Source organism: Enterobacter cloacae complex sp. HYC003_NIDB, from assembly GCF_056673375.1.
On sequence record NZ_CP114220.1, the window covers coordinates 378341 to 391625 of the forward strand.

Here is a 13285-nt window from a genome sequence, read left to right on the forward strand (position 1 = left end):
CGTTATCCGATCAGGCTCTCGGAAGAGGAGATCAGTTTCGGGTTCAGGCAATTTTCGTAGTAGGCCTGGATTTCTGCCAGCCGCGTGCGGGAACGCTGATAGCGGCGTACGGCCTGATAACCGTTCCAGACAATGCACGCCAGCATTGCAATCAGCAGCAGGGATGTCCCTATATAGCGCCACAGGCCAGCGCTATCCGGCATACGGTGCAGGCCAATATGACGCGTGCCGTTGGCGTCGGTAAAGAGGGTGGTGACGATCCCTTCCGCGCTGAATGGCGTCTGCATCAGCATCTGCGCCAGACGCTGGAATTCGCTCCACTGCTCCTGGGCAGGATAGTCATACAGCGAAACCTGCGGATAAGGTTGATCTACCAGGTCGCTGCCTTCATCGCTGGCAATCACAAAACCGCCGGGCGCCGGGCTGTTAAGCGCCTGGGCGGCACGGGTGGTTTCACGCATCACGAAGGGGGCGGTAGAGGTCGCCACCAGGTTATCCAGCGACTCGGCGCTGACCGGACGCAGAAGCACGTTCACACCGTCCAGGCGTCCCGCTTCGGCCCGTTTCACCAGCGCGTCCCAGTCTTTGCTGTTGCCGAGATTGACCAGCGCGTTCTTGAGCCGGATACAGTCATCCTGGGCGGAACAGAGATCCTCTGTTTTCAGGACGATTTCGCCAAAGTCATCCAGCAGTACCATGCCCGACTTCTGAATAGCCGAACGCAGGGCAGGGCTGACGCGAGAATCATCATCCGGTTTTGGATGGAGCTGGCGATTAATCGTCTGGGTGAGCGCAGTGGCCTTGTTGACCACATCTGATTCCGGCAGCGGCAGCGGAGAGGCGTCATTCCAGATGATCTGAGAGCAGTCGAACGGCGCGAACGGCGAGTTCTGGCGCGTGTTCCAGGCGCCCGGCGTGTGGATATTACACATCCCGGTGCCTTTGAGGCGCAACGTATCTCCCACGCGTACACCCGCTTCTTCGAGCTGCTGTACGCTGGTGGCTTCCACAGTTTGCGCCCCTTTGATCCACGACAGGGTAAATTTAATCGGCATATCCAGCGGCACGAAGAGCAGCAGCATGACGAAGATTAACGCGGCACCACCGGCAATCACCGCGCTGCGGAGCCAGTGCTGAAGCGGGAAGTTTTTCACTTCGTCGTGCAGGGATAAGTAGCGCCCCTGGCGTACAACGTGGCGGTCGAGATAGATATCAATATCCGTTTTGTGGCCAAGGTCCTGCGCTATCCACGGCTGCCAGTGGCGCGGATAGATAAGATCGATGATCCCGAGCGAGATATTGTTGATATGTTCCTGATCGTTCTCACCGAACAGTCCCCAGCGTTTTGGGGTTCCGCGCAGGCAGTGAATTTCGCGTAATGACGTTTTTGCCGGCGGAGCAAATATGCCCCACAGCCCGGCGGCCAGAAGCAGTACTGCGCCACCCGCGAGCCACGGAACAAACACGTCCGGCGTCAGCAGGCAGATGAAAAAGAGCAGGAACGAGGCGACAATCAACACCGCTTCGCGAATGCCATCCGGGCGGCTCAGGACGTACTCTTCATGCGTCTCCTGGCGGATGTTCAGCAGTTCGATCTGCTCAGTCTCTTCACCGCGAATAGAGGCCTGCGTTCCGCTTGCGCGTTCCAGCGCAAAGCGTGGCGCTTCCTGAACATATTCGCTCAGAGTATGACCATTGAGGGAGATAACCAGCGGCAGCGTATCGGTATGGATGAGCTCGACGCTGTTTTCGTCGTTAATATACTGCTCCCAGAAGGGAGGCAGGTGCACTTCAACAGAGTCGAGATAGTAACGCCACTTGTTGGGATCGTCGGTTGTAATACCGTAGCGGGTAATGGAGCGCGTTACGCACAGAACGGTGTCACTTTGGGCGTTCAGGTTGAGCGATACGGGGGCGGCGCTGGCACCGGTAGGGCCAGGCGAAAGCCGGGATCGGTTCAGCGTGTCGAGATACTGCTCAACGGTGCTGCGTTCCTCTGGCGAAAGCTTGCGCGTGTTTGCCCCGGCAAACGCGTTCAAAAAGGGCAGCCGATAACGGCGATGTACGCGGCGCCTGAATACCCACACCGCAATCGACGCGCAGGCCAGCACAGCAGCGAGAAAAATCAAAATGGTGCTCATGCTTTCCCCATCTTACTTATCTTCTTACAGGTGTTGTCAGTCGCACCTTTTGTACAATGAATGAGATTCTGTGGTCGGCTATCGGCAAGTATGGAGTCTAACTTGAGCATGTTGACGCGCATCCCAGTGACCGGTAATGATAACAAAGCCTGTTCCGGCGCGATATCAGCAAATTCCTGGAAACATTTCAACCTCTTGACATTTGTTTTGAAATGAGAATCGCCTACAGTTACGTTGCATAAATGTAAATAAAGAGCAATTGACATTGCCGAAACCGTGCGGCGTATCGCACAATAAAGCCAGTTCACCCAGCAAAGACCCGTCAAGATGACCAAACCCTTACAAAAGCCCACCATTCTGAATGTTGAAACCGTCGCGAAATCGCGTCTGTTTAATGTCGAAAGCGTGGATCTGGAGTTCAGCAACGGTGTGCGTCGTGTTTATGAGCGTATGCGCCCCTCCTCGCGTGAAGCGGTGATGATTGTGCCCATCGTCGACGAGCACCTGATCCTCATTCGTGAATACGCCGTGGGCACAGAATCCTACGAACTGGGCTTCTCCAAAGGACTGATCGACCCGGGCGAAACGGTGTTTGAAGCGGCAAACCGGGAGCTGAAAGAAGAGGTCGGTTTTGGCGCGAAAGAGCTGACGTTCCTGAAAAAGCTGAGCATGGCACCGTCCTATTTCTCCAGCAAAATGAACATCGTTGTCGCGGAAGATCTCTATCCTGAATCGCTGGAAGGAGACGAGCCGGAACCGCTACCGCAGGTTCGCTGGCCGCTGGCTCATCTGATGGATTTGCTGGAAGATCCTGACTTTAACGAGGCGCGCAACGTGAGCGCACTGTTCCTGGTGCGGGAGTGGCTGAAGGGACAGGGACGTTTGTAGCGCCACCATTAAAAACGGCAACCGAAGGTTGCCGTTTTGCATTGACGTTGTAGGCCGGGTCAGGCGTAGTCGCCACCCGGCTTTTTTGTTGGCGTCAGAACAGCTCGTGCGTTTCGCCGTTATCAATCAATTCCGTACCCACCTCATGCACTGCCTGCGTGGTTGGCTGAGTGCCCTCGATGAAATACTCGGCACGGCTGTTACCGCCATTCGCGAGCTGTCCGGTACTGCGGTCGATATTCACCGTCACCACGCCCGGCGGAGGCGTTAGCGGCTGCTCTGGTACGCCCTCGAGAACGGCCTTCATGTATGCATCCCAGGCAGGTTGCGCACTCTTCGCGCCGCCTTCGTAACCGGAAATCTGATCTTTAATCGCGCCAGAGGCGGTCGTGCGCCCCAGATCGCGGCGGTGATCGTCAAAACCAATCCAGACGGAGGTGACAACCCCCGGGCCATAACCTGAGAACCAGGCATCTTTTGAACTGTTGGTTGTCCCGGTTTTGCCGCCGATGTCGTGGCGCTGCAAATCGCGGCCCGCTCGCCAGCCGGTGCCTTGCCAGCCCGGTTCACCAAAGATGTTGGTGTTCAGTGCGCTCTTAATCAGGAACGACAGCGGCGTGCTGATCACGTGCGGGGCATACTCCTGCGCGCCACTCTGGGCGACCAGCGCCTGATTGGCCTGTTCCAGCTGCGGCTGCGGCACCGCCAGATTCTGACGTTCCTGAGAGATCGCCACATCTTCCATATCCTTGTTTTCCAGGACATTGGATTTTGGCGTGTCGCCGTAAATCACCGGAATATCGCATTCAGGGCAGGCAATTTTCGGTTTCGCTTCAAACAGTACGCCGCCCTGATCGTTCTCGATTTTGCTGATGAAATACGGATCGACCAGGAAGCCGCCGTTCGCCATCACCGAGTAGCCTCGCGCAACCTGGAGCGGCGTAAAGGACGCGGAGCCGAGCGCCAGAGATTCAGTATGAACGATGTTTTGCGCCGGGAAGCCAAAGCGTTGCAGATACTCTGCCGCATAATCCACGCCCATCGCACGCATCGCGCGAACCATGACCACGTTCTTCGACTGGCCAAGGCCCTGGCGCAGACGGATAGGGCCAGCGTATTGCGCCGGAGAGTTCTTCGGCTGCCAGTCAGAGCCCGCACCGGCATCCCAGCGGGAAATTGGCACGTCGTTGAGAATGCTGGCGAGAGTCAGCCCCTTATCCATCGCCGCGGTATACAGGAACGGTTTGATGTTCGAACCAACCTGACGCAGCGCCTGGGTCGCGCGGTTAAATTTGCTCTGGTTGAAATCGAACCCGCCAACCAGCGCCATCACGGCGCCGTTCTGCGGATTGATGGAGACCAGCGCAGAGTTTACGTCCGGCACCTGCGCCAGCCACCAGGCATCGCCGACCTGACGCACCCAGATTTGTTGTCCGGTTTGTACGACATCGGTCACTTTACGTGGCGTAGGCCCCTGAAGGGTGTCAGAGCGGTATGGACGCGCCCAGCGGACACCCTCCATGCGCAGCGAAACGGATGTGCCATCGGCCATCATCGCCACTGCTTCCTGTGGATCGGCCTGGGTGACGACCGCCGGACGCAGCGGGCCATAGGTCGGCAGCGCTTTCAGGGAATCCGTGATTTTTTTACTGTCCCATGCGCCTTCACCCACTTTCCACAGCACGTTGGACGGGCCGCGATAGCCGTGACGCATATCGTAATCCATCACGTTATTACGCACCGCCTGCTGGGCAGCCTGCTGCACCTTGCGGGTCACGGTGGTATAGACGCGATAACCATCTTCATACGCTTTATCACCGTAGCGACTCACCATCTCCTGGCGAACCATTTCAGTGAGATACGGTGCAGAGAAAGCAATTTCCGGCGCATGGTAATTGGCGTCAATAACGTCGCTGCGCGCCTTATCGTACTCAGACTGGCTGATATAGCCTTCGCTCAACATACGCGACAGCACCACGTTACGGCGCGCGGTGGCGCGGTCCAGCGAGTAGAGCGGGTTAAACGTGGATGGCGCTTTTGGCAGGCCGGCAATGGTCGCCATTTCGCTCAGCGTGAGCTGATCGATCGGCTTACCAAAATAGACCTGAGCCGCAGCCCCTACGCCATAGGCGCGGTAGCCCAGATAGATCTTGTTGAGGTAAAGCTCAAGGATCTCGTCTTTGCTCAGCAGTTGCTCAATGCGGATCGCGAGGAACACCTCTTTGATCTTACGCATCAGCGTCTTTTCCGGGCTGAGGAAGAAGTTACGCGCCAGCTGCTGGGTAATGGTACTTGCGCCCTGAGAGGCATGACCGGAGAACAGCGCCACGCTTGCCGCACGGAAAATACCGACCGGATCGACACCGTGGTGCTCGTAAAAACGGCTGTCCTCGGTGGCGATAAAAGCCTTCACCATCACGGGTGGAATTTGATTTAAGGTCAGAGGGATACGACGTTTCTCGCCGTATTGCGCCATCAGTTCACCATCAGCGCTATAGACCTGCATAGGGATCTGAAGCCGCACATCACGAAGCGTGGCGACATCAGGGAGTTGCGGCTCGACATATTTGTACAAACCAATAATCGAGCCTGCTCCCAGCAGAATGCAACAGACTGCAAGGATCAATAAATACTTTACGAACTTCACCGGAGATTTCCCATTTGGTTTAGCCTGGGCAGTTTCTAAACAATCGCGCGGTAGTATAAAGGCAAGCCTGATTCATTGATATAGCCGTCACTCCGACGGGCGATAAGGAGATCGTGAAGCATGGCTTTTAAAACGTGGCAAACAGGCGTTCATATTCAACAGGATAAGGTGGTTGCGGTAGCGCTGACCAGAGAGCGGGCCGGATGGCGTTTACGGCGCTGGTGGGCGGTGCCGCTGTCGGACAGCGTTATCGGGGAAGGCAAAATACTTAAGCCAGAACAGCTGGTTAACGCATTACGTGGCTGGCGGAAAACATTGCCGCACTCGCATCGGGTATTTCTCTCATTTCCGGCGACGCGCGTTCTGCAACGCGCGTTGCCCCGTCCATCCGTTACCTTGCGTGACAGCGAACAGCTCACCTGGGTAGGCGCCGCATTAGCGCGTGAGCTGGAGATGCCCGCCGATACGCTCTGTTTTGACTACGCGCAGGATACGTTCAGCAACACTTTTCAGGTTACCGCAGCGCAAAACAGAGAGGTCGATACCCTGTTGACGCTGGCGAACGCGCTGCGTTTGCGTCTGGCAGCAATCGCCCCGGATGCCGGCGCGCTGGCTAATCTTCTCTCTGCTGTTGCCCCCGCCCGGTGCGTCGCCTGGAGAGATCAACACCAGTGGCTATGGGCGATGCGTCACCAGTGGGGGCGGCGCTACACCACAGAAGCGGCGACGGTGAATGAACTGGCGGCGCTGCTTGCGCTTTCTCCTTCTGATATCGCCGTGTTTGATGCTGCCCGCGATCCCTGGGAAGCGGTGACGCTGTGCCAGCCGCCGTTGCCGGAATGCGGTGCTGATTACACCGTCGCCCTGGCGCTGGCCATGAGCGAGGCGCCGTAATGAGCATGCCCAATCTTTTACCCTGGCGTCGGCAGCAACGTAATCAGCGCCTGCGTTTCTGGGGGCTGCTGTTTGCTGGCTCATGGCTGGTGATGCTGGCGGGGAGTATCAGCCTGCGGGCGACGCAGACTCTCGCGTTACAGGCGTTGCAGAGCGAACTGGCCGGGACACGTGCGGTGCAGAAAGTATTGAGAGCCCGTCAGCCGCAGTCAGCGGGACAGAAAACCCCTTCGCCGCCGTCTGATCCGGCCTGGCAACCGGCGCTGGAGTCCCTTGCCAGCGCAATGCCCCGGCAGGCGTGGCTGACGGCGCTGCGTTATCAGCCACCCTCGCTGACCCTGACCGGCTATACCACCTCACTGCCAGCGCTCTCCGCCATGACCGATGCCCTGAAAGGGGTGAAGGGATTTAACCCCGGACCGGCAGGCGAAATGCAACAGGATAGCCAGGGGCGATGGATGTTCTCTTTTCAACTACATAGCCGGAGGTAGCCCGTGGGTATCTGGTATCAACGCTGGACTGATGCACGTCCTTCCCGGCGCGTCCTTTGCTGGTTGATCGCATCGGGGCTTGTTGCGTGGGCAATTTGGGGACTGCTGCTCAGGCCCGCTGCTCTGCGTTACGCCGATATTCAGGCGCAGGCCATCAGTGCGAAGCGAATCAACGCCTCGCTGTGGCCAGAGGCCGGACGGAGAGCAGTGGTTACGCAAGTGATGCCCTCGCGGCTCTTTTCTCCCCTGGCTTTTCAGCATGAGGGCGCAAGGCTGGTGTACTGGAAGCCGCAGCAGAGTGGGGGAGAGCTGGCGCTGGATGCCTCCTGGGGCGCGGTCCCGGCGCTCTTTTCCCGGCTGGCGCTTGAGAACGCGCGGGTGAGTGCGTTTTCCATCACCCCACAGGGCAAACAGTTACGCCTCAGCCTGCAACTGGAGATCGGTCATGCGCAGTAAAGCCCGTTTGCTGATCCTGCTTTCTCCGCTTTTCCTGACCGGGATGCGGGATCCCTTCTCTGTGCCGGAAGAGCGTTGCGCAGCCGGGCAGCTCAGCCAGTGGCGGTATCAGGGGGTAGTCAGCGGCAGCAGGGATATCGGCCTTATGCAGGACGGGCAGAAACGCTGGTACCGGGTAAAAACGCAGGTGCGGTTACCGACAGGCTGGCGGGTGAGCGCGATAGATAAACTACAACTGACCGTTGATGTCGGCGACATGTGCGAGCCGAAGCGATGGACATGGCAACGAGAAGGAACGAAAAAAAGTGAAGATAAGGATAGGGCTGTTACTGGCGGCACTCAGCCAGCCCCTGTGGGCCGCGACGCCAAAACCAGTCACCCTGCTGGTGGATGATGTCCCGGTGGTGCAGATATTACAGGCGCTGGTGGCGCAGGAGGATCGCAATCTGGTGGTGTCGCCGGATGTCAGCGGTTCGCTTTCGCTGAATTTAACGCGGGTGCCCTGGAGACAGGCGCTTCAGACGGTAGTGAACAGCGCCGGGCTGGTATTGAGGGAAGAGGGCGGCATTTTTTATGTGCATACGGCGGCCTGGCAACGGGAGCAACAGACGCGTAAAGAGCAGGAGCGGGCCCAGCGTCTGCTTGACGCCCCGCTGCACTCTCACAGCATTCCGTTTGCTTATGCGGATGCGGCCGAATTGCAAAAAGCGGCAGAAAAGCTCTTAAGCCCGAAAGGCAGTCTCTCCGTCGACAAGCGCACCAACCGTTTTCTGGTCAGGGATAACCAGACGGTGGTGGATATGCTCCAGCGCTGGGCTGTGCAGATGGATCTGCCCGTCGAGCAGGTGGAACTGGCGGCGCAGATTGTGACCATCAGTGAAAAAAGCCTGCGTGAACTGGGGGTGAAATGGAACCTCGCTGACGCAACGGAGGCCGGTAAGGTGGGTCAGGTCACGACGCTGGGGGCGGACCTGTCGGTGGCCAGTGCAACCACCCACGCAGGGTTTAACATCGGGCGCATCAACGGCAGGATGCTGGATCTTGAGTTGTCGGCGCTTGAGCAAAAGCAGCAGGTGGATATCATCGCCAGCCCGCGGCTGCTGGCGTCACACATGCAGCCGGCCAGCATCAAGCAGGGCAGCGAAATTCCGTATCAGGTTTCCAGCGGCGAGAGCGGGGCGACATCCGTTGAATTTAAAGAGGCGGTATTAGGCATGGAGGTCACGCCGGTGGTCCTGCCGGGTGGTCGCGTGCGCCTGAAACTGCATATCAGTGAAAATATGCCCGGCCAGGTGCTGCAACAGGCAGACGGCGAAACGCTGGCGATCGATAAGCAGGAGATCGAAACGCAGGTTGAGGTAAAAAGTGGGGAAACGCTCGCGCTGGGCGGGATCTTTTCGCAAAAGAATAAAACCGGACGCGACAGCGTGCCCGTGCTGGGCAACATTCCGTGGCTGGGTCAGCTGTTCCGCCATGACGGAAAAGATAATGAACGGCGCGAGTTAGTGGTGTTTATCACGCCACGTCTGGTCAGTATTCAGTAATGGGTAACGATCCCCGCAATGATTTTGCATTCAGTTTGTTGCAGATGTTTGACGTGGGGCATGAATTAGCATACAAGGAGTACCGATTTGAGTTGGACTTACGTCTTATTTCCTTATGCGCCGGGAACGGTGATTTAATCAGTTGCCAAACAAGCCGGAGTATTGAGATAATTTTTCGTCTGACTCTCGCTCTATTGCAAATGAGGTTTCAGTTCATGTCCTGCTACGCCGGGTGTCTGCGCAGCGGGGATTACCATTAACGAATAGTCTTAGTAGTACCGAAAAAATGGCAGAGAAACGCAATATCTTTCTGGTTGGGCCTATGGGTGCCGGCAAAAGCACTATTGGGCGTCAGTTAGCTCAACAACTCAATATGGAATTTTACGATTCTGATCAAGAGATTGAGAAACGAACCGGAGCGGATGTGGGCTGGGTCTTCGACGTAGAAGGCGAAGAAGGTTTCCGTGACCGAGAAGAAAAAGTGATCAACGAACTCACGGAAAAACAGGGCATTGTGCTGGCAACTGGCGGCGGCTCTGTAAAATCTCGCGAAACCCGCAACCGTCTCTCCGCCCGTGGCGTAGTGGTCTATCTTGAGACGACCATCGAAAAACAGCTGGCACGCACGCAGCGTGATAAAAAGCGCCCGTTGTTGCAGGTTGAAACACCGCCACGTGAAGTTCTGGAAGCTTTGGCCGATGAACGCAATCCTCTGTACGAAGAGATTGCTGATGTGACCATTCGTACTGACGATCAAAGCGCTAAAGTGGTTGCAAACCAGATTATTCATATGCTGGAAAGCAACTGATTCTGGCTTTATATACACTCGCCTGCGGGTAAAAGCATTTAAGGTGGATGTCGCGTCATGGAGAGGATTACAGTTACTCTCGGGGAACGTAGTTACCCTATCACCATCGCGGCTGGTTTGTTTAACGACCCAGCTTCCTTCTTACCACTGAAAGCGGGTGATCAGGCGATGCTGGTCACCAACGAGACGCTGGCTCCGCTTTATCTCGACCGTGTACGTCACCTGCTTGAGCAGGCGGGCGTGAAGGTCGACAGTGTGATTCTGCCCGATGGCGAGCAGTACAAAAGCCTGACGGTACTGGATACCGTCTTTACCGCACTTCTGCAAAAACCGCATGGTCGTGATACAACACTGCTTGCCCTGGGCGGCGGCGTTGTGGGCGATCTGACCGGTTTTGCAGCCGCCAGCTATCAGCGCGGCGTGCGCTTTATTCAAATTCCAACCACGTTGCTCTCACAGGTCGATTCTTCTGTGGGCGGTAAAACGGCGGTTAACCATCCGCTCGGCAAAAACATGATTGGCGCGTTCTACCAGCCTGCCTCGGTGGTAGTGGATCTCGACTGTCTGAAAACCTTGCCAGCGCGCGAACTGGCGTCCGGCCTTGCAGAAGTGATCAAATACGGCATTATTCTTGACGGGGAATTCTTCACCTGGCTGGAAGAGAATATGGATGCGCTGCTGCGCCTTGACGGGCAGGCAATGGCCTACTGTATTCGCCGTTGTTGTGAGCTGAAAGCAGAAGTCGTTGCCGCAGATGAGCGTGAAACCGGCTTACGTGCTTTACTGAATCTGGGGCATACGTTTGGTCATGCGATCGAAGCCGAAATGGGCTACGGTAACTGGCTTCACGGTGAAGCTGTCGCTGCCGGAATGGTTATGGCGGCGCGAGCCTCTGAACGTCTGGGGCAGTTCAGGCCGGAAGAGACAGCACGTATCATCGCGTTGCTTAAACGTGCTGGCTTGCCGGTGAGTGGTCCGCAGGAAATGTCTGCGCAGGCGTACCTTCCCCACATGATGCGCGATAAAAAAGTATTGGCAGGTGAGATGCGTCTGGTACTCCCGCTTGCAATAGGGAAAAGTGAAGTGCGCGGCGGAGTGCCGCGCGAAGTCGTACTTGGCGCTATTGCTGATTGTCAGCAGGCGTAACAACTAGAAAGGTCAGACCGCTGTAACAGGTGGTCGTTTTAGCTTCAGGTAAATGCAGAGTCGTTGGCAGAAGCCTTTGAGTGGGGTGTTAAATGGATGAATTCAAACCAGAAGACGAGCTGAAACCCGATCCCAGCGATCGTCGTACTGGTCGTTCTCGTCAATCTTCAGAACGTGATAACGAGCCGCAGATCAATTTTGACGATGTCGAACTGGATGCAGACGATCGTCGCCCTTCGCGTAGCCGTAACGCGCGAAATGAGCGAGAAGACGAGGAGTATGAATCCGAAGAAGAGTTAATGGATGAACAGCCTGTTGAACGTCGTCCGCGCAAACGTAAAAAAGCGGTAGCGGCAAAACCGGCCTCCCGTCAGTACATCATGATGGGCCTTGGCGTTCTGGTGCTGGTCTTGCTGATTGTCGGCATTGGGTCCGCGCTAAAAGCACCTTCTACCAATTCTACCGAGCAGACGGCGTCTGCCGAGAAGAGCATCGACCTGTCTGGTAACGATGCGAGCAACCAGGCGAATGGCGCTCAGCCTGCGCCGGGCACCACTTCCGCAGAGCAGACCGCAGGTAACACCAGCGCTGGCCAGGATATCTCTCTGCCGCCTGTCTCTGCGACCCCGACTCAGGGCCAGGCGCCTGCGACGCCTGAAGGCCAGCAGCGTGTTGAAGTTCAGGGCGATCTGAATAACGCGCTGATGCAGCCGCAGAATCAGGAGCAGGTTAACGCTGCCGTGGTGAACTCCACGCTGCCAACTGAACCAGCCACCGTTGCGCCAGTTCATGGCAGCAATGCCCAGCAGCAAACGGCGACAACGGAAACCAAACCGCGCCAGACGCAGACTGCGCCACGCCAGGAGCGTAAGCAGGCTGTGATTGAGCCGAAGCGTGAGACGAAACCGCAAACCGTGGCAAAAGCGCCAGCGCAGACAAAACCTGCGGCGACTCAGCCGGTTAAAGCGCCAACGCCTGCGGCAACCACTGCACCGAAAGCAACGGCGACCACAACCGCGCCTGCTGCAACAACACCTGCGGCTCCCGCAGCCAAAACGGGCGCTGCATCAGGTAAAACGACGGGCAACGTGGGTTCTTTGCAGTCGGCCTCTTCCAGCAACTACACCCTTCAGCTGAGCAGTTCGTCTAACTATGACAACCTCAACGCCTGGGCGAAGAAATCGAATCTGAAAAACTACGTGGTTTATCAGACGACCCGTAACGGTCAACCGTGGTATGTGCTGGTGAGTGGTATTTATGCTTCCAAAGATGAAGCAAAACGTGCCGTTTCCACGCTGCCAGCCGACGTGCAGGCGAAAAACCCGTGGGCGAAGCCGATTCATCAGGTGCAGGCCGATCTGAAGTAATGTTTAAAGCGCAGGATGCTGTCGGAGCTTTCTCCACAGCCGGAGAAGGTGTAATCAGTTAGTCAGCATGAAAAAAAATCGCGCTTTTCTGAAATGGGCAGGGGGGAAATACCCCCTGCTCGACGATATTAAAAAGCACCTGCCGAAAGGCGAGTGTCTTATCGAGCCCTTCGTGGGTGCTGGATCGGTGTTCCTGAATACCGATTTTTCTCGTTATATCCTGGCGGATATCAACAGCGACCTTATCAGCCTCTATAACATCGTCAAACTGCGTACCGATGAGTATGTGGAAGAGGCGCGGAAGCTGTTTACGCCAGAGAACAACAACCCGGACGTCTACTATCAGTTCCGCGCTGAGTTTAATCAAAGCCAGGATCCGTTCCGTCGCGCACTGTTGTTCCTCTACCTCAACCGCCATGGCTACAACGGCCTGTGCCGGTATAATCTGCGTGGTGAATTTAACGTGCCGTTTGGTCGCTACAAGCGCCCTTACTTCCCGCAGGATGAGTTGTACCACTTTGCTGAAAAAGCGCAGAATGCAGAATTCCACTGTCTCTCCTATGAGGAGTGCATGGAGCTGGCTGGCGTAAACTCGGTGGTCTACTGCGACCCGCCTTACGCGCCGCTGTCTGCCACGGCAAATTTCACCGCCTACCACACTAATAGCTTCAGCCCGGCCGAGCAGGCTCGTCTGGCTGAGATGGCGGAAAAGCTGGTCAGCAAAAGAATTCCGGTGTTAATTTCGAATCACGACACGCCTGATACGCGCGAATGGTACAAAGCCGCGAAGCATTTTCAGGTAAAAGTGCGGCGTAGCATTAGCAGCAACGGCGGCACACGTAAAAAGGTGGACGAACTTCTGGCGCTTTATCGACCCTGAGCCTTTGCCCGCCGGTAAACACA

Annotated in this window: 12 protein-coding genes; 10 read left to right on the forward strand and 2 right to left on the reverse strand. The window is 56.6% G+C overall.

The window, feature by feature from the left end; all coding sequences use genetic code 11:
• Window positions 1-2 precede the first annotated feature (2 nt).
• Complete coding sequence (locus O1722_RS01690; RefSeq protein ID WP_017384151.1) at window positions 3-2141, reverse strand: intracellular growth attenuator family protein; 2139 nt, start codon at window positions 2139-2141, stop codon at window positions 3-5.
• Between the two features lie 327 nt (window positions 2142-2468).
• Between O1722_RS01690 and nudE the strand changes: the two genes are divergently transcribed.
• Window positions 2469-3029, forward strand: a complete 561-nt coding sequence (nudE, locus tag O1722_RS01695) for an ADP compounds hydrolase NudE (RefSeq protein WP_003861622.1) — start codon at window positions 2469-2471, stop codon at window positions 3027-3029.
• A gap of 94 nt (window positions 3030-3123) precedes the next feature.
• Here nudE and mrcA read toward each other — a convergent pair whose 3' ends face one another.
• The gene (mrcA, locus tag O1722_RS01700) at window positions 3124-5676 is read right to left on the reverse strand and encodes a peptidoglycan glycosyltransferase/peptidoglycan DD-transpeptidase MrcA (RefSeq protein WP_017693864.1); all 2553 of its coding nucleotides are present in this window, start codon (window positions 5674-5676) and stop codon (window positions 3124-3126) included.
• A 120-nt stretch (window positions 5677-5796) separates the two neighbouring features.
• Between mrcA and O1722_RS01705 the strand changes: the two genes are divergently transcribed.
• The 9 genes from O1722_RS01705 (at window position 5797) to dam (ending at window position 13262) form a co-directional block, all read left to right on the forward strand.
• Window positions 5797-6570: a type IV pilus biogenesis protein PilM gene (locus O1722_RS01705; RefSeq protein WP_033488060.1), complete on the forward strand. Its 774-nt coding sequence runs from the start codon at window positions 5797-5799 to the stop codon at window positions 6568-6570.
• A complete protein-coding gene (locus tag O1722_RS01710) occupies window positions 6570-7061 on the forward strand; it encodes a PilN domain-containing protein (protein WP_033488059.1) in 492 nt (163 codons plus the stop codon). Before O1722_RS01705 ends, O1722_RS01710 begins: the two co-directional genes overlap by 1 nt.
• A gap of 3 nt (window positions 7062-7064) precedes the next feature.
• A complete protein-coding gene (locus tag O1722_RS01715) occupies window positions 7065-7517 on the forward strand; it encodes a HofO family protein (RefSeq protein WP_033488058.1) in 453 nt (150 codons plus the stop codon).
• Entirely contained in the window at window positions 7507-7911 is a 405-nt protein-coding gene (locus O1722_RS01720; protein WP_033488057.1) for a HofP DNA utilization family protein, read from the forward strand. Before O1722_RS01715 ends, O1722_RS01720 begins: the two co-directional genes overlap by 11 nt.
• Entirely contained in the window at window positions 7823-9061 is a 1239-nt protein-coding gene (gene hofQ, locus O1722_RS01725) for a DNA uptake porin HofQ (protein WP_023295533.1), read from the forward strand. Before O1722_RS01720 ends, hofQ begins: the two co-directional genes overlap by 89 nt.
• 286 nt (window positions 9062-9347) lie before the next feature.
• Entirely contained in the window at window positions 9348-9869 is a 522-nt protein-coding gene (gene aroK / locus O1722_RS01730; RefSeq protein WP_003861630.1) for a shikimate kinase AroK, read from the forward strand.
• Window positions 9870-9926: 57 nt separating this feature from the next.
• Window positions 9927-11015 (forward strand): 3-dehydroquinate synthase, encoded by a 1089-nt coding sequence (gene aroB, locus O1722_RS01735; protein WP_033488056.1) that lies wholly within the window; start codon window positions 9927-9929, stop codon window positions 11013-11015.
• 92 nt (window positions 11016-11107) lie between these two features.
• The gene (damX, locus tag O1722_RS01740; protein WP_033488055.1) at window positions 11108-12382 is read left to right on the forward strand and encodes a cell division protein DamX; all 1275 of its coding nucleotides are present in this window, start codon (window positions 11108-11110) and stop codon (window positions 12380-12382) included.
• 67 nt (window positions 12383-12449) lie between these two features.
• Entirely contained in the window at window positions 12450-13262 is an 813-nt protein-coding gene (gene dam, locus O1722_RS01745) for an adenine-specific DNA-methyltransferase (protein ID WP_033488054.1), read from the forward strand.
• Window positions 13263-13285: the final 23 nt, after the last annotated feature.

What these genes read in the sequence shown, in the direction of transcription:
- O1722_RS01690 (WP_017384151.1), bottom strand. Translation starts at nt 2,141, where the DNA reads ATGAGCACCATTTTGATTTTTCTCGCTGCTGTGCTGGCCTGCGCGTCG.
- nudE (WP_003861622.1), top strand. Translation starts at nt 2,469, where the DNA reads ATGACCAAACCCTTACAAAAGCCCACCATTCTGAATGTTGAAACCGTC.
- O1722_RS01705 (WP_033488060.1), top strand. Translation starts at nt 5,797, where the DNA reads ATGGCTTTTAAAACGTGGCAAACAGGCGTTCATATTCAACAGGATAAG.
- O1722_RS01710 (WP_033488059.1), top strand. Translation starts at nt 6,570, where the DNA reads ATGAGCATGCCCAATCTTTTACCCTGGCGTCGGCAGCAACGTAATCAG.
- O1722_RS01720 (WP_033488057.1), top strand. Translation starts at nt 7,507, where the DNA reads ATGCGCAGTAAAGCCCGTTTGCTGATCCTGCTTTCTCCGCTTTTCCTG.
- aroK (WP_003861630.1), top strand. Translation starts at nt 9,348, where the DNA reads ATGGCAGAGAAACGCAATATCTTTCTGGTTGGGCCTATGGGTGCCGGC.
- aroB (WP_033488056.1), top strand. Translation starts at nt 9,927, where the DNA reads ATGGAGAGGATTACAGTTACTCTCGGGGAACGTAGTTACCCTATCACC.
- damX (WP_033488055.1), top strand. Translation starts at nt 11,108, where the DNA reads ATGGATGAATTCAAACCAGAAGACGAGCTGAAACCCGATCCCAGCGAT.
- dam (WP_033488054.1), top strand. Translation starts at nt 12,450, where the DNA reads ATGAAAAAAAATCGCGCTTTTCTGAAATGGGCAGGGGGGAAATACCCC.